Genomic DNA, 15,912 nt, shown 5'->3' with positions numbered 1-15,912 from the left:
GCGGACCCCGGGCGGCCGCTCTCGCGCGGCCGCCCGGTGGTGTCCGGCCTCCCCGAGGCCGCGGGTGCCCTCCCGGCCCGAAGGCGGGCCGCGCGGGGCGGGGAGCCCGGCCCGGTGCGTACCCTGGCCATTTTTTGTGTTCCTTTTGTGTACGACCGGGTTTCAGAAATCGAATGGGAGAGTTCCGGGCAAGGGCAGAGAGTTGCTTGGCATTTGCCGAATGCCGTGTTGTACGGTGCCGGAGCGTCCGGAAGCAATGGTCCCGCCCATTCGCGTCCCTGTCCGTACAGAGCGGAGCTATGCCATGAGCGAATCCCAGCAGCCTCCCCACGACTCCTCCACGCCTCCCGACCGGCCCCGGGGCGGCATGTCCGCGGGGAAGAAGGTCGGCCTGGGGTGCGCCGGGTGCCTCGTCCTCATCCTCCTCGTGTACGTGATCGGGATCCTCGGCTCCTTCTTCACCATCGGCAGCAGCGACACCGGCGACCCGCAGGACACCCGTGCGCCCAACAGCGTCGAGACCACCGCCTCCGAGCCCGCGGACTGAGGCGGTCGCGGCGGCTCAGGCCACGGGGCGGTCTCCCCGCCCGCCGGCCCGTGCGCGGTTTCCGCTCAGGAAGGACAGGTAGGTCCTCTCGTACCCGAGTGCCATGGCCTTGCCGGTGAAACGGCGGCGCACGTGCTCGCGGCAGGCGCGCGGGTCCAGTCGCGCGGCCGGGCCGATCGCCGCGGCGAGTTCCTCCTCCCGGGCGGCCAGTACTCCGGTGACACCGTGGATCACCGTCTCGGCCGGAGCGCCGTGACGAAGCGCCACGACCGGTGTGCCGCAGGCCATCGCCTCGACGGCGGCCGTACCGCACGGCTCCGGTCGGCGGCCGGGCAGGAGCAGGCACCCCGCCCGGCCCAGCAGTTCCGCCCTCTGCTCCGCGGTGGGCTCGCCCAGGCATGCGGTGTCGGGTCCCAGCAGGGGCCGGACCGCCGCGTCGAAGTGCTCCTGCTCGTCGGGTCCGGAGCACCTCAGCGCGAGCACGGTGCGCCGGCCCGCGGCCCGGGCGGCCAGGATCGCGGTGTCGATCCCCTCACCGGGTGCGCAGCGGCCGAGGACGAGGACGTGGTCCTCCTTCCGGTCCCGGGGCCGGAAGGGCCAGCGGTGCAGAGCCACCGCGTTGTGCACGGTGGCGATCCAGGGCAGCCGCGGTGCCGAGCGCCGCTGGGCCTGTGAGACCGCGACGAGGCCCGCTCCGGGGCGCGCGGGGACGTCGGGGGCCACGGGCCCGTGCACGGTCACGAGGGTGGGGGCGGGGAACGCGGGAACAGCGGGCTGCGCGGTCGGTGCGTGCTCGTGGACCAGATGCGGGCGCAGCTCCTCGGCGAGCCGCAGCACGGAGCCCGTCGCCGGTGCCGGTTGCTCGGGGTCCGCCAGTGCGGCCTCGTGACCGAAGGAGATCAGGTGCTCGCGCAGTTCGGTGAGCACCTCCTCGATGCCGGCGTGTTCCGCCGAGGCCGGTCCGTACCGGGGCGGTGGGACCAGGAGCAGCCGCAGGGGGCTGCGGACCCGGAACTCCAGCACAGTCATGGTGAACCACCTTCCGTGGGCAGCCGGGGGTGCTGTTCCGTGCGGTCATGGGGGTCACTGTTCCCACGGCGACGGGGCGGCCTCCCCTGTCCATCACCGCGGCTTGGCGGTTCCGTGGCGGCGGGGCGCGCAGACCGGGAGCGGTCTTCGAGATTTTCCGTGCGCCTGGGCGCTCCCTTGCCGACCGCAGGGGGAGAGGGCACACACGCTTTGCCCCTGCCCGGGCGGTGCGGCACCGGCGTGTGAGGGCACCGGGGATCTCTGTGTGCGCAGCCCTGGGAGTACTTGTTCACGTTCTAACGTGTACATGGTTGGCATAGTTCACACGTACTGGTGTAGTGTGTGCTTCGCGTCAGAGGGAGCGTATCGCCCGTACTGGGTGGGAAAGGCGTGGAGACACCGCCTTCGGCCCTTCCCCGACCGGCACGGCCCCCGACGCGCGACGTCCCCCGGCGGTCCGCCGGACCGCCTGTACACAGACCGGAGAGCACCATGGCCCAGCCCCCGCAGCCCCCCTACGGCCCGCCCGCGCCCCCGAAGCAGGGCATGTCCACGGGCAAGAAGATCGGCCTCGGCTGCGGAGGCTGCCTGGCCGTCCTCGTCGTCCTGTTCCTGTTCGCCGGGTGCGTGGCGGTGCTCTCCTCGGGCGGCTCGGGGGACTCCGCGACCACCCGGGAGGAGACTGCGCAGGAGGAGACCGCACAGGAGGAGCCCGCCGAGGAGGTCGCCGAGGAGGCCGCGGCAGAAGGGGAGGAGGTGGAGGAGACGGAGGAGGCCGAGGAGCCGCAGGACGTCGTCCTCACCGCCGAGGCCGTCGAGTACGAGCCGGGTGTCCTCGACACCGGCGGGGACCACACCAGCGTGTACGTCACGGTGGAGAACAACGGGGACGAGGACATCGACGTCAACCCCCTCTACTTCGAGATCGTTGCCGACGACGGCACCAAGAAGAACGTCTCCCTGATGGCAGGACAGGGGCAGATCGACGCCGTGACCCTGAGCCCCGGCCAGCGAGCCGAGGGCACCATCACCGCGGAGGGCGCCTTCACCGCCGCCTCCGTCGAGTTCAACGACTCCTTCGGCCTCGGCGAGACCTACACCGCCGAGGTGCGGTAACCGCCGTGCGGCCCGCCGCCCGCGCGATCGGGCGGCGGGCCGCCTCAGCGCCGGCGGCTGAGGGCTTCCGGGGATCGGTTCGACCGCACCTCACCTCGCGGGGCGGCACAATGGGGGGATGCCACGCAACCGCCTTCCCCGGTCCGCCTCGCCCTGCCCCTGCGGTGCACCGGGCACCTACGACGAGTGCTGCGGCCGCCTGCACAGCGCCTCGGCCCAGGCCGCCACCGCCGAGCAGCTCATGCGCTCGCGCTACAGCGCCTTCGCGGTCGGCGACCGCGCCTACCTGATGCGCAGCTGGCACCCCGACACCCGCCCCGCCTCCCTGGACCTGGACCCGCGCACCGAGTGGGTGCGGCTGGAGGTGCTCTCCACCACCGGTGGAACCCCCTTCCACAAGGAGGGCACGGTGGCCTTCCGCGCCGTGTACCGGGAGAACGGACGCGAGGGCACGCTCGACGAGCACAGCAGGTTCGTCCGCCACGAGGGCGACTGGGTCTACCTCGACGCTCTCTGAGATCCGTCCAGGACCGGCCCGTCCGCCTCGGGGTCCGGCGTGTTTCCGCAGGACGGCAGAGACCCGCCCGTCCTGCCGGAAGGCGCCCGCGGCCGGCCCTTCGGAAGAGGGGCCTGCCGACCGACGGCTCCGGGGCCCGTGGGATGCCCCTGTCGCGGCGGTCGGACAGGTAGGCCGCCGGCCTGCCCGGGCAGGGGAAGCCGTCGAGCCCCGCGGCGCGGGCCGGGGGCCTAGCGGCGGAAGCGCCCCCGGGACCGGCAGGCCCAGGCCAGGTCCGCGGCCTCCCGGGCCCGCGCCGCGGTCCCCGGGTCGGGGTGGTGCCTGGCCAGCGCGTCCAGCACCCGCAGCGCGTCGGGGTGCTCCGAGCGCGCCAGCAAGTCGGCGTTGTCGATGATGACCGACTCCAGCCCCTCCGTGATCCCGGAGAGGAAGTCGACCGGGTCCTCGCCCTCGGCCAGCGCGGTGGCGGTGATGTCGACCATCACCCAGGGGGCGTGCTGATCCAGGACCGCGTTGACCTCGGCTTGGTCCAGCATCCCCGAGGTCACCAGGACCGCTGCGGCCAGGGCGGACAGCGCGGGCCGGCCCGAGGAGGCCATCGAGCGCAGCTGCGGCACGAGCTCCGAGCAGACGGTGCCGATGACCCTCGCGGCCTCGCGGCGGCGCAGCACCAGCCCGGGGCCGTCCACCACCCGGCTGAGCTCCCACAGCACGCGGGCGGGGGCGCGCGCCGCGGTCCAGGTGTCGACGGCGATGAGCCGTCCGTCGTCGGAGAAGGAGGGCAGCGAGTCGAGGAAGGTGGCGGCGTCGGTCTTGGCGAAGTCCTCCACCAGCGGGGCGGGCACCCCTGAGGCGAGCAGGAGTCCGCGCACCCCGTAGCGGCCCAGGGGGGTGAGCCTGACCAGGTACGGGGACCCGGGACCGCGGTCCGGTACGGGCGAGAGGCGGCCGGCCCGTACCGCACCGGTCTCGCCGAGCTGGGAGAACATGCACCTCAGCAGTTCGGGCAGACGGGAGCGTGCGTGCTCGGACAGGCCGGGCCCGGGCAGCAGCGCTTCGGTCAGCTGCTCCAAGGGCATGCGGCACCGGTCGGGCGCGTCGTAGAGCACACGCAGCACTCGCGGCAGCAGGCCGACGCCGGTCGCGTCCGGCTCCAGCGCGGCCAGGTCGCCGCGCCAGCACTCCACGGTGGTCTCGAACATGTCGGTCCACCACCGCAGGACCTGGTCGGGATCGCGGGATCGCTCCTCCAGGTTCGGTGCCGGCCTGGCGCGGCCCGAGCGGACCTCGAGCATGCCGAGCCGGACGGCCTCCCACCAGGGGAGGTCGAAGGCCGGGGTCCCCGAGGGGGAACCGAAGCGGTCGGGCCGCCGGACACCGGGGCCGGGCCGCTCACCTTCCTGCTGCAGCGCCAGGACCTCCACGGCCTCGCGGACGAGGGAGAGCTCGGGGATCCCGCGCGCGGTGACCGGGACGGCGGGCCCGGTCCAGCGCGCGAGGGCGAGGGTGTTGGCGTACAGGGGGGAATGGGAGGCGGTGAAGGCCAGACGCGCTGCCGGGTGCAGGGCTGCGGGGCGGGCCGAGCACGGCGGAAGGTCCCGGTGGGGGGTGGGGTGAGAGGGCATGTCCGCTCCCGGTTTCTCCTCGCTGAAAGCAGATCACGTCTCTTCTACCGCTCCCGTGACAGACTGCGTGGGCTTTCCTCGACATCCGCCGGGAAAACCTGGGATCCCGCTGCGGAAAAGCTCCGGATATGGCGGAATGCGAGGATTTTTCATGTGTCTCCGGGAAGGCCGGGAACGGAGGCGGGACGGTCCGAAAACCGGCAATCGACCGATGCGCGCGGGTCCCGCCTGGAGGACACTCGGACCAGCGACCGCTACCGAGAGGAACAACGCCGTGACCGGATCCCCCCTGCGCATCTACGACATCATGGCCTGCGACGTCTACTGGGACTTCGACGGAACCCCGCTGCCCAAGGAGCAGCACAAGTTCCTGGTCTCCTTCCACCCGACCCCGGGCGTGCCCACCCCCGACCTCGTGGAGTCCATCACCGCCCGGGGGCCGGGCGGCTACGAGGTCGCGTTCACCAACCAGTTGTTCACCCCGGCCGACACCGACGGCTACATCTACGACCGGACCCTCGACTACTACTGGTACATGGTCAACCTGCCCACCGGTTTCCTGCCCGGCGGCGAGTACACCATCGAGGTGCGCGGTACCGACGGCAGCACGCAGAGCCGCACCCGCCGGCAGGACGGCGACGCCTCGCGGCGACTGGTGGAGCACTACACCGCCCGGCGCGAGCAGCTCCTGGACTCCTTCAGCCCCTCCGGCCGCGAGGAACTGCCCGGGGTGCCCGATGACGGCGAGCTGGAGTGCTCGTGGCGGACCCTGGACCTCGACGGCGGGCCGGACGCGTACTACATCTACCGCCTGGCCCGGGGAAGGTCGGCCCGCGAGTTCGACACCCAGAACCTCACCTGGTGGGACAACATCTTCATCCAGCGGATGAGGGGGCGCGCCGACGCCGGGCTCAACCGCTCCGCGGTGAAGGTGGGCGCCGGACTGGAAGCCGACACCTCCTACGCCTACTTCGTCGAGGTCACCGACGCCAACGTGCAGGGCGAGACGAACATCTGCATCTTCCAGCCCCACCAGTACTTCCGGACCCCGGCCGCGGTGGCCGCCTCCGCCGGCACCTGACCGGGCCCGCCCCGCCCCGGGACGCGGGGCGGGGCCGAGACGTCAGGTGCGCGGGGCCCGGGCGTCCCAGCGCTCGGCGACCATATCGGAGGCCTGGTCGGCGAGCGCGTCACCCAGTTCCCCCACTTCGCGCAGGGCCTCGCGGAACCGGGCCACGCGGCGGAACATCTCCCCGAAGCGGCGCTGCTCCTGCAGAGGCAGTACCGGCAGCCGCATCCGCGAGGGGTCGATGCGCAGGCTTCCGGTGCTGCCGGCCCGCACAGCGGTGCGGCTCTCCGCTCCGCTGGTGACGAAGCCCGCCAGGAACCACGGGTCGACCGCGGCCGGGTTGGTGCGCACCACGTACACACCCGCCCCCGGATAGGCACCCGCGTCCTGGGCCGAGGCAACCCGGGCCACCGGCCGGGGCGCGTACACGGGAACGAGGACGTCGCCCTCCTGCACGGGGGGATTGCGCATCGGGTCGGCGTCCACCTCCTCCTCGTGTGAGGCCGCAGCACCCGCCACCAGGTCCTTGCCGGTGATCACCCGCGCCCGTGTGCGCTGTCCCGCCTCCTCGTCGGCGCGGCGGGCCGAGGGCCGCCGGATCGTCACCGTCCCGGCCTTGGCCAGTTCTCCCAGGGTCACCACCTCGTCGGTGTGCACGGGGCCCGGTTCCGGTACCTCGGGCAGCAGCGACCGCAGCGAGCCGAGCGCCTCCTCCCACCGGCTCCGGCGCCGCGTGAACAGCTCCACGTCCCCGGCCGAGGTGCGCGGCAGGGGCAGGTGTACGCGCGGGGTCAGGTCCACGTCCTCGTCCAGCAGGTCCACCAGGTCCACGGTCCGCGCCGTGCCGGGACGCTCGGCGAAGCCCTCGGGGGAGGCGCAGAACTCCTCCCAGAGGCGTCCGGCCGTGTCGGCGACGGCCTCGGGCGGCTCCTCGGCGGTGTCCACCACCAGCACAGGCCCGCCGCCGCCCGTGCGTTTGGGGCGCTCCAGCACCCAGAGCTGCAGGGGTACGGCGTAGTGTGCCGCGAAGCCCGGAGGCAGGGACACGATCGCGCGGAAGAGTCCCGCGCGCACCATCTCCCGCCGGATGCGCCGTCCCGACGGGCGCTGGGCGGCACCGGGCGGCAGCAGCACCACCACGCGCCCGCCCGGACGCGCCAGGGACAGGCAGTGCTGGACCCAGGCCAGGTCCGACTCCAGGCGCGGCGGCACCCCGTAGGTCCACCGCGGGTCCTCGGCCAGCTCCTCGGCACCCCAGTTGCGCTCTCCGAAGGGAGGAGCGCACACCACGGCATCGGCCTGCGCCTCGGGGAAGGCGGGGGAGCGCAGCGCGTCGGCCGCCCGCAGCTGCGCCTCCCCGTCCAGGGCGCCGGCGAAGGCCAGGCGCAGCGCGGCCAGCCGCACCGCCGAGGCCTCCCGGTCCTGGCCGTACAGACGGTCCACCCCGGCGCGGGCGGCGGCGGCGAGGAACTCGCCCCGGCCGCAGGCGGGATCGGCCACGGTGCTTCCGGGGCCCGCCAGGTGCGCGACGAGGTCGGCGAGGGCGGGCGGAACGGTGTGCGAACCGGAAGGGAAGCGCTGGTCCAGGCGTGCCATCAGGCCTTCGAAGACCGAGGCGGGACTCTTGCGGCGGGCGGCCTGCACGGCCGCGTCGACCAGTACCGACAGCGGGCCCTCGGACGGGGAACCGCTGTCGTCGTCGTGGGTCTCCAGGCCGGTGCGCCCCTGCAGAACCGCGAACTCCTCGGTTGCCGCCCTCAGCAGTTCACCGGTGTCGGCGTCCTTCTCGAGGAGGCCGGGGTTGCGGTGCAGGTGCAGCAGCACCGTGCCCACCCGGCCGAGGGCGTCCGCCGCGGGCAGGGAGGAACGGACCGATTCCAGTGCCTGCCACAGGCGCTGTTCAGGGTCGATGTTGGGCTCCCGGCCGTGGGCGGCCAGCCACGACTCCACCTGGGCCAGGTCGAACCGGGGGCTGCGGTCGGTGCCGCCTACGGGCGCGGGGAAGTTGTCGTACCGCCGCCGCCAATTGCTGACCGCGGTGGGCTTGACCCCGGCGATCCGGGCGATCTCGGCGGAGGTCACCTCCACGTCACCGGTGTCCATGCGGCCTTCCCGTTCGAGTCGTGCGCTGACAGGGCCTGACTATACACAGGGCATGCCGACCGGGGCTCCGCGTGAGCACGGAGCCGTGGTTGGCGCAGTTCACAGGGGGCGGGGCGGCGGCGGGGAGGCTTCCCGGTGCCGGTCCTCGCGCCCGCCGGAGAGGCCCCAGGCCCGTCGTCGGAGAGACCGCCGAGTCGGGGCTCCTCCGATTTTCGACCAGGGCGGGGCGGGCGCAAGAGGAAGGCCTCCGTGGGCGGACGATGCCCCCGGCCCGCGACATTCCGGGAGGGGCTGCGGGCCCCCGCGCCCGCTTCCGTGCGAGCCTGGGGCCGGACGAACGCCACAGGAGGAGCACCCCATGACACGCGACACCGCACCGGCCACCCTCGTCTCCGCCGGGATCGACCAGCTCCGGGAGCAGAACCCCTACAAGGAGGGCCGCGTCTCGCCCGCGCGCCTGTTCTCCGACGACGACGTCCGCGTCATGCACCTGGCCCTGGCCGAGGACGCCGGCCTGCCCGACCACAGCGCGCCCGTGCCCATCCTGGTGCAGGTGATCGAGGGGCGGGTGCGTTTCGACGTCGAGGGGGAGAGCCACGAGCTGGGCGTCGGCGGGATGGTGCATGTCGCCGCCTCCGTGACCCACGCGGTCGCTCCCGTCGGCGGGGCGGCGCGCATCCTCATCACCCTCCTGGCGCCCGGCGGCCACCACCATCCCAAGGCCTGAGCCCCGGGCCGGGGCGCCGCGGCGCTGTCCGGAGTCGGCCAACGCCGTATCGGACCGCGCCCGGAGGGCGAGAATCCTCCTTGCCGTCCACGGCGCGGAAGAAGGAGGGGCCCATGCCCAGGCGCGGTTTCGGAGGACTGGTCACCGATGGCCAGTGGGAGCACCTGCTGGCCTCGGCGGTGTCCCGGAGGTTCATCGACGGGGTGCTCGGGCCGGACTCCGAAACATGCCCTCTCGTCGGGGCCGACCTTGTCCGGCGGCCGGGAAGACACTTTCTCGTGCCGCCGGTGCGTCCGCGGCGCGGTCGGTGGCGCGGGCTCTCGTTCGCCCGATCACCGTGTCGACGACACAGCAGGTCAGGTCCTTCGAGGGTGCGTGTCGCTGCATCTTCCGCGTGCCTGTGATGGGGGGTAGGCGCGCTGGAAAGAAGATAGCACGGAATGTTTTTCATGCGAGGTAACTTTTTCATTTCCAATGGGGCCCCTTTTGTTTGGAATGAGGGGAATGGTGCAATTGGTGGCGAAATGACTGGAAAAGTAGCTTTCGTGCGGTATGTGTTGTAAGTGGTTCTCCGGCGGTGGCCGGATCCGGCCACCGGTCCGCCAAGGCGCGGGCACCACGGCAGACGCCGGGCCCCGAGGGGCGCGTCCTCCCGCGGTCGGGCGTGTTTCCTCCGAGCGCCGTAGGGTGGGTGGCCGTCTCCCCGCTCCCTGGAGTCGCAATGACTGCCACGCTCCCCCTCGACGCCACCGTTTCGCACTCCGCGCGGATCTGGAACTACTGGCTCGGCGGCAAGGACAACTACCCGGTCGACCGCGAGGCGGGCGACCGGATCGCCGCCGCCCTGCCCGAGATCGTCGACATCGCCCTCGCCACCCGTAGCTTCCTCAAGCGCGTCCTCGCCCATCTGGTGACGGAGGAAGGCGTCGACCAGTTCCTCGACATCGGCGCCGGCCTACCCACCGCCGACAACACCCACGAGGTCGTCCAGGCGCTCGCCCCGTCCGCCCGCGTGGTCTACGCCGACAACGATCCGCTGGTGCTCGCCCACGCTCGCGCCCTGCTCACCGGCACGCGTGAGGGTGCGACCGACTACGTCTGCGCCGATCTGCGCGACCCCCTCGTCGTCCTCACAGGGGCCGCCCGCACCCTGGACCTGTCGCGGCCGGTGGCGGTGGTCCTGTCCGGAATCCTGCCGTTCGTCGGCGACGACACTCAGGCACGCGCCATCGTCGACCGCATCATGGGAGGGCTGGCCCCGGGTAGCTTCCTCACGATCGTGCACAGCACCAGTGCGGTGACGAGAGAGGCGATGGTCGAGGCGGTGCGCCGCTGGAACGAGGTCGGCTCGGCCCGCTACCACCTGCGCACCCCCGAGCAGATCACGGCCCTGTTCGCCAACCTGCGCCTCGTGGAACCGGGTGTGGTTCCGTGTCCGCTGTGGCGTCCGCACCCCGCGGAGGCCGGTGGGGCCATGGAGATGGACGAGTTCTGCGGACTGGCCCGCAAGCCCTGAGCAGCGAGCGTTCAGGACACCCCGGCCGATCCCGCGGGCCGAGGCGGCACCGCACTGCCGACGTCTTGGAGGCCGACCGGATCCATCGGCGGTCGGACCTCCAGGACGACCGCCGTGCCCACCACCGAGCGGTCCTCGTGCATGGTGATCACCTGGCCGGGCCGGAGGCCGTGCCACAGAGAGGGACTCAGGGGAGCGAGCCGCACCGGGGCCCGTGCGCCGGGTTCCAAGAAGGCCGTGTACTCCACCCAGAGCAGGGCGACGAGAAGGTCCGGTCCGCCGACAGGGGTGCGGCCGCCGATGTCCCACATCGGTCGCAGGACGCCGGCGCCGGGGACAGGTGCCTGCCGTCGCGTCTCGGCTGCCGAACGGAGGGTCAGGTCGGCTCGGATGGTGCCGTTGCGGGCCTCGTAGCAGCGCAAACGGCACCATGACGCGCTCCTGTCCAGCCGCATCTGCCCGGCCGCGGTGGCCAGTGTCTCCCAGAAGCCCGCCGGAAGCGGTGGGGCGTCGCCGAGTTCCTCCAGCAGCCCGAGGGCCACCTCCCACTCGTCCCGGGCGAGGTACTCCCAGACGTCGTTGACCGTGATGTCGTTCTCGGTGGTGGTCCCGGTGGGAACGAGCAGGGCAGCGGCTTCCAGCAACCGGGGGACGTCCATACCTCATTGTGGGGCCTTCCCGCGGGCGCGGTCCCCGGACACATGCGCGAGTCGATCGCATCCCTGCGCCGAACGGCCCGGAACGGACCCCTTCGACCGTTCGCCGGGCCGGCCCGGGCCGCTCTGTGCGGCCCCGCTGCATTCCGGAGAAAATACGCTGTCCCGTGACCGGGCCGGCAAGAGGACGGGGCCGCCACCCGTCCGGCGGGCGCGGATACGATCGGGCATGCCACCCCACCTCTCTCGACCCCGGACCTCGTGGTGCCCAGAAACGTACTTCGCTTCCTCTCCCTCGCGCTGGCGGCCGCCACCGTGCTGCTGTGCGGTGGCAGCGTGCCGCAAGTGCTCCCGGCCGCCGCCGACCACCGAGACTCCTTCGGCTCGGTGGCCTGGCAGCGGGGATTCGGCGGAGTCTCCGCACCCGAGACCGCGGCCCTTCCCGGTGGTGTCGCCGTCGTCCGGGCGGAGGGCGTGGTGGCCTTGTCCGGCGACGACGGCAGGACCCTGTGGGACCACCAGGACGGCAGCCTCCAGGTGACCGGGTGGCATCTGGCCGAGGGAGGCCGCCACCTCGCCCTGCACCTGGCCGAGGACCCCGCCGGACAGGAGCGGCTGCTGCGGCTGCTCGACTCGCACACCGGCGCGGTCGTCGACGAACGGACCGTGGCCGAGGGCACCGAGATCCTCCTCACCGAGGACCTGGCCGTCGAGCAGGCCGGAGCCGCCGGGGGCCCCGGTCTGGTCGCCCACCCGCTGCACGGCGGCGAACCCCGTTGGGAGCTGGAGGAGCTGCGCTGCGAGACCGGCCCAGAGCTGTCGGCCGAGAGCGGGAAGCCGGTTGCAGCCGGCGGTGCGGTCGTGATCCGCTACGCCTGCACCGAACGTCCCGGTGACGAGGAGGGCATCGCCGGGACGGTGGCACTCGCCGCCGGGAACGGGCGCGAGCTGTGGCGGACCGAGGAGTCCGTGGACGATCTCGGTTTCCACCTCGCCCGCATGGTGCCGACCGGAGAAGGCCGCCTGCTGATGTGGGGCATCGACCCCCTGCCCAACCTCGTGGACGCGGCCACCGGCCGAGTTCTGGCCGAACGCGTCGACCTGGTCGGCACCGGCCCCCGCGGCCATGCGGTCACCCGCGAGGAGGACGGCCGCCGTGTACTGCGCGGACCCTCGTGGGGGAAGGCCGCCGAGCTCGGTCCCGCGGACGGCCCTGCCGACGGGGATCCTGTAGCGGTCCTGGGCGAGGGCCTGGCCTTCACGGTTGGCAGCGGAACGGACCCCGAAGCGGTTCTCCGTCCCTGGGAGGCCGGCGCCGAGGACATCCGCGTGGACCTGGGCATCCCCGGTGCGCACGTTTCCTCGGTGGAGTCCGTGCCCGGTGCGGTCGTGGTGGCCTACCAGGACCGCGGAGGTGGCTTCGGCCTTCTCGGCCTGCGCTGAGTTCTGCGCCTGTGGGCCGGGACTTTTCTGCCGAGCCCGGGACCGCCAATCACGGGTCACCGCGACTTCGTCGAGGGCGTGTCCTGGCATCCCGACGGTACCCGCGTCGCCACGGCTTCCGGTGACTCCACCGTTCGCGTCTGGGACACCGCCACAGGCGAGCAGATTCTCCTGGTGCGCGGCCATCGCGACCGTGTATGGAACGTGGAGTGGTCCCCTGACGGAAGCATGCTGGCCACCGCCTCGTCCGACCGTACAGCCCGGGTTTTCACTGCGGAGGAACTTGTCGTCCTGCGAGGGCATACCGACACGGTGTGGTGTGTGGCCTGGTCACCCGATGGCGATCGCATCGCCACAGGTGCCCAGGACCGGTGCATCCATGTATGGGATGCCCGTGACGGCTCGCTGCTGGCAGTACTGCGCGGCCACCAGGACTGGGTTGTGGGCCTGGCTTGGTCTCCCAGCGGTCGGATGATCGCCTCCTGTTCCGACGACCGCACAGCTCGGGTGTGGGACCTGGCCACCGGCCGCGAAAGCATGGTGTTCACCGGTCACGAGAACTGGGTGGACGCCGTCTCCTGGGCACCCGATGAGACGCGCCTGGCCACCTCCTCCGCCGATTGGACAGCGCGGGTGTGGAGCCTGGCCACGGGCCAGGCGGAGCGGGTGCTCAGCGGACACGGCGGTCGCGTGCCGGCAGTGGCTTGGTCACCTGACGGGGAAAAGATCGCCACCGCGTCCCACGATCGCACTGTTCGGGTCTGGGATGTGCGCAGTGGGGAGGACCCCTTGGTGGTGGGCGTCCACCGTGACCGGGCTCTGAGCATCACCTGGAGCGCAGGATCACGCCTGGTCGCCTCCGGCTCCAGGGACGGAACCGTACGCGTGTGGGATACCGACATGCCCTTGGAGGAGCTGATGCGCGTGGCGCGTCGGCGCACCTTCCGGACGCTGACCCCGGAGGAGCGCCGTACGCACCTGCTCGCGATGAGAACGGAGGAAGGTCAGTAGACCCGGGTGACTTCGCGGACGTCGGTGGTGACCAGGTACTCGTTGGGGTCCAGCGATATCTCCTCGCGCTTGGGGGAGACCCAGTACTGGCGATTGCGTTCGGCGAAGCCCTCCGGGCCGTCGTAGGAGATCTCCCAGATGAAGTGGTTGCGTTCCCTGTCGAGCCATGCACCACCGAGGGAGAAGCCGAACTCCAGACGCAGAGGGACGATCTCCTCCTTCCAGCGGCGGGCCCACTCGTCGAGCAGGCCCTCACGGACGGTGTAGGTGCGTACCTGGGTGGTAATGGCCACGGTGCTGCCTCTTCTCGTCTCGACACACGTTCGGGCACCGGCATGGGGCAGACGGTGCCGACGGGACGAGCACTCCGCCGGGGCTGCGGGTGCTTGCCTCTTGCATTTTCCCTTGAGGGCGGTACGGGGAGAGGTGAGCCCGGTCGGAGAGTGCCTTCCCGATGCCACCTCCCGAACACAGCGATCGAGTGCCCTCGCGTTGTCCGGGCTCACTGGACGCGATCGGGGCCCTTGCCCAGGTCTGCCGGTCGAGAAGGCCGCTGCCCCGGTCGACCTTCAGCCCGCGGGCTTGACGAGTGGTGCGTCCCGCGTGAACATCCGGAACCCGACGCCGTAGTACAGACCCCGTGCCCCCGGGTGCCCCGGAGCGCCCAGGCAGACGACCGCCATGCGGGTGGCTCCCGCCTCCCGGGCCAGGTGCATTCCGTGCAGGAGCATGGCCCTTCCCAGGCCTTGGCGCCGATAGGCCGGGTGCGTCCCTACCGGTTCGAACTGGGCGATCCTGTTGACCTCGTCGAGCCACACGATCGTCGAGGAGGCCATCGTCCCGTCCGGGGCCTCCACCAGGACGTGCAGGTCGCTGCGGTATCCCGGCGCCTGCCGGACGCCCCGGTAGCTCTCGGCGGTGTAGGTGGAGGGTGACCAGGCGTCCACATGGGCCCGGACCGCGGCCTCGGCACCTGCCTCGTCGGCGGTGCGGAACCGGAATCCGTCCGGTAGTGCCGGCTGCTCCACCTCGGCGAGGTCCCGCATGTTGAGTTGGGTCCAGGAGCCGGTGTCGCCGAGCGATTCCGGGTCGGTCCCGTAGCCGTGCGCCGCCCACCGCTCCAGAGCGAACCCGTCGGTGGCGCTCGGCGCGACCCGGCGCTCGGTGCCGGCTGCCGTGCTGTCGTACCAGGCGATCACCTCGTCGACCAGCCCTGCGTGGTCGGGACGGACCTGGTAGGACAGATAGGCGTCGGGAATCTCCTTCACCGAGCCGTCGTCGAACCGGGCCTGCCGCGGCGGCCAGACCCAGCCCCAGGCCACCAGTTCCCCGCCGGAGAACCACAGCCGGCGCGGACCGTGCGCTCCTTCCCCGGCGTGTCTCCTGCCCCAGTTCCAGGCCAGTTCACCGAACGCGGCGTCGCTGTTCACCAGTTCCGGGCGGCTGGCGGTGACGTGTTGTGCCAGCCCCTGCATGAGCTTCAGGTCAGCTGCGGTCACGAGTTCCGGATTCACCATGGCGATACTGTGGCAGCACTGTGTGAGGCCGTCGAGTTGTTTTCCGAGGGCGCATCCGGCCGGACCGGATGGTTCTCCCGTGTGAGAGCGGCTGCCGGTACAGGGCCACGGGAGCGGGGAGGGGTTGTCCACAGGCCTCGGCGAAGTATGGCGCGGGGGAGCTGACCTGCCGATAGTGGAGCCATGACCCCTTCGGCGCACACGAACCCCTGGTCCTGCTCTGCTCCCGGTTCTCGCTCTCACCCCGGTTCTGCCTCCGGCCTCGGCCGTGTCTCTGGTCCCGGATCCCTGCCCGGGCTCGGTCTTCGGTGGGGGCCGGGCCGCGGCCCCCGGCCCCAGGCAAGCTCCGGAGCTTGCCCAGGCTCTGGCTCGCAGCGGGGGAACGAGCCCTCCCGGGACGGTGCTTGGGTGCCGGTAGGGACCGGGGGCGACGCGGACTCGGTGCCTCTGTCCCGTCCTGTGCCAGAGGCCGGCGCCCTGCCACCCGCATGGCCGGTCCCCGGCGCGCGGCCGCCCATGGCCGCTGCCATCGCGACCGCGTTCCGCCAGTACGGCGCCATCTCCTGGCAGCAGGCCCGTTTCTGCGGACTCACCCAGGCCGACCTGAGGCGGCTCGTCCGCGGCGGGGAGTGGGTGCGCCTGCACCGCCAGGTCTACGCGGTGCGCTCTCTGCAACCCACCCAGGCAAGCCCTGAGCGGCTCCACCATGCGGTCATGGCCGCCCAGCTCGCCCTCGGACCGCATGCTCGGGCCGCCGGACAGACCGCGGCTCGGCTGTGGGGCATGCAGGGGCTCAGGCGCTGGGACGGTCAGGAGGTGCACATGGCCATCCCCGCCCTGGGCGCCCAACGCCACCTGCCCGGTATCGAACTCCACAGTTGGGACGTGCAGGAGGAGGAGACCACCGAGATCGGCAACGGCATCAGGGTCACCGTGCCCGATTGTTTCGTGCCGGGTCTGATGGAGGCTTTCATTCCTGGGAAGGATGAGAGTCATGGCAGCACCGAGGAAGTACCCCGATGAGCTGCGCGAACGC

15 protein-coding genes are annotated in these 15,912 nt (G+C 72.0%); 9 read left to right on the top strand and 6 right to left on the bottom strand.

Annotated elements, in window-relative coordinates:
• The first annotated feature begins 304 nt into the window (after positions 1-304).
• Complete coding sequence (locus FHS13_RS06705; RefSeq protein ID WP_184289267.1) at positions 305-547, top strand: hypothetical protein; 243 nt, start codon at positions 305-307, stop codon at positions 545-547.
• A gap of 15 nt (positions 548-562) precedes the next feature.
• Here the strand turns inward: FHS13_RS06705 and FHS13_RS06700 are convergent, their stop codons facing one another.
• Positions 563-1,576, bottom strand: coding sequence for a glycosyltransferase (locus FHS13_RS06700; RefSeq protein WP_184289265.1), 1,014 nt, complete (start codon positions 1,574-1,576; stop codon positions 563-565).
• Between the two features lie 492 nt (positions 1,577-2,068).
• Here FHS13_RS06700 and FHS13_RS06695 point away from each other — a divergent pair, with 492 nt between their 5' ends.
• Entirely contained in the window at positions 2,069-2,692 is a 624-nt protein-coding gene (locus FHS13_RS06695) for a DUF4352 domain-containing protein (RefSeq protein WP_246404778.1), read from the top strand.
• A gap of 118 nt (positions 2,693-2,810) precedes the next feature.
• Complete coding sequence (locus tag FHS13_RS06690; RefSeq protein WP_184289262.1) at positions 2,811-3,209, top strand: YchJ family protein; 399 nt, start codon at positions 2,811-2,813, stop codon at positions 3,207-3,209.
• Between the two features lie 230 nt (positions 3,210-3,439).
• On the opposite strand, the gene FHS13_RS06685 is transcribed toward FHS13_RS06690, so the two are convergent.
• Positions 3,440-4,834 carry a hypothetical protein gene (locus FHS13_RS06685; protein WP_184289259.1) on the bottom strand — a complete coding sequence of 465 codons (1,395 nt, stop codon included), beginning with the start codon at positions 4,832-4,834 and terminating at the stop codon, positions 3,440-3,442.
• A gap of 274 nt (positions 4,835-5,108) precedes the next feature.
• Between FHS13_RS06685 and FHS13_RS06680 the strand changes: the two genes are divergently transcribed.
• The gene (locus tag FHS13_RS06680) at positions 5,109-5,915 is read left to right on the top strand and encodes a hypothetical protein (RefSeq protein WP_184289256.1); all 807 of its coding nucleotides are present in this window, start codon (positions 5,109-5,111) and stop codon (positions 5,913-5,915) included.
• Between the two features lie 42 nt (positions 5,916-5,957).
• On the opposite strand, the gene FHS13_RS06675 is transcribed toward FHS13_RS06680, so the two are convergent.
• Positions 5,958-8,006, bottom strand: coding sequence for an N-6 DNA methylase (locus tag FHS13_RS06675; RefSeq protein ID WP_184289253.1), 2,049 nt, complete (start codon positions 8,004-8,006; stop codon positions 5,958-5,960).
• Positions 8,007-8,364: 358 nt separating this feature from the next.
• Here FHS13_RS06675 and FHS13_RS06670 point away from each other — a divergent pair, with 358 nt between their 5' ends.
• Together FHS13_RS06670 and FHS13_RS06665 are read left to right on the top strand one after the other, a co-directional pair.
• Positions 8,365-8,733 carry a cupin domain-containing protein gene (locus FHS13_RS06670; protein ID WP_184289250.1) on the top strand — a complete coding sequence of 123 codons (369 nt, stop codon included), beginning with the start codon at positions 8,365-8,367 and terminating at the stop codon, positions 8,731-8,733.
• Positions 8,734-9,454: 721 nt separating this feature from the next.
• Positions 9,455-10,249 (top strand): SAM-dependent methyltransferase, encoded by a 795-nt coding sequence (locus FHS13_RS06665; protein WP_184289247.1) that lies wholly within the window; start codon positions 9,455-9,457, stop codon positions 10,247-10,249.
• An 11-nt stretch (positions 10,250-10,260) separates the two neighbouring features.
• On the opposite strand, the gene FHS13_RS06660 is transcribed toward FHS13_RS06665, so the two are convergent.
• Positions 10,261-10,908 carry a hypothetical protein gene (locus FHS13_RS06660; RefSeq protein ID WP_221442505.1) on the bottom strand — a complete coding sequence of 216 codons (648 nt, stop codon included), beginning with the start codon at positions 10,906-10,908 and terminating at the stop codon, positions 10,261-10,263.
• A 261-nt stretch (positions 10,909-11,169) separates the two neighbouring features.
• Here FHS13_RS06660 and FHS13_RS06655 point away from each other — a divergent pair, with 261 nt between their 5' ends.
• Positions 11,170-12,348, top strand: a complete 1,179-nt coding sequence (locus tag FHS13_RS06655; RefSeq protein ID WP_184289244.1) for a hypothetical protein — start codon at positions 11,170-11,172, stop codon at positions 12,346-12,348.
• 3 nt (positions 12,349-12,351) lie between these two features.
• A complete protein-coding gene (locus tag FHS13_RS06650) occupies positions 12,352-13,359 on the top strand; it encodes a WD40 repeat domain-containing protein (protein WP_343064952.1) in 1,008 nt (335 codons plus the stop codon).
• Here the strand turns inward: FHS13_RS06650 and FHS13_RS06645 are convergent.
• Together FHS13_RS06645 and FHS13_RS06640 are read right to left on the bottom strand one after the other, a co-directional pair.
• The gene (locus FHS13_RS06645; protein WP_184289241.1) at positions 13,353-13,652 is read right to left on the bottom strand and encodes an NIPSNAP family protein; all 300 of its coding nucleotides are present in this window, start codon (positions 13,650-13,652) and stop codon (positions 13,353-13,355) included. The two genes, FHS13_RS06650 and FHS13_RS06645, sit on opposite strands and share 7 nt — an antisense overlap.
• 276 nt (positions 13,653-13,928) lie before the next feature.
• A complete protein-coding gene (locus FHS13_RS06640) occupies positions 13,929-14,876 on the bottom strand; it encodes a GNAT family N-acetyltransferase (protein WP_184289238.1) in 948 nt (315 codons plus the stop codon).
• 516 nt (positions 14,877-15,392) lie between these two features.
• Here FHS13_RS06640 and FHS13_RS06635 point away from each other — a divergent pair.
• The gene (locus FHS13_RS06635) at positions 15,393-15,899 is read left to right on the top strand and encodes a type IV toxin-antitoxin system AbiEi family antitoxin domain-containing protein (protein WP_184289236.1); all 507 of its coding nucleotides are present in this window, start codon (positions 15,393-15,395) and stop codon (positions 15,897-15,899) included.
• Positions 15,900-15,912: the final 13 nt, after the last annotated feature.

Origin of the sequence: Nocardiopsis algeriensis (assembly GCF_014203695.1) — a bacterium.
GTDB lineage: Bacteria > Actinomycetota > Actinomycetes > Streptosporangiales > Streptosporangiaceae > Nocardiopsis > Nocardiopsis algeriensis.
Note: the sequence above shows the minus strand (reverse complement) of the source record. Positions and strands in the feature narration are given on the sequence as shown.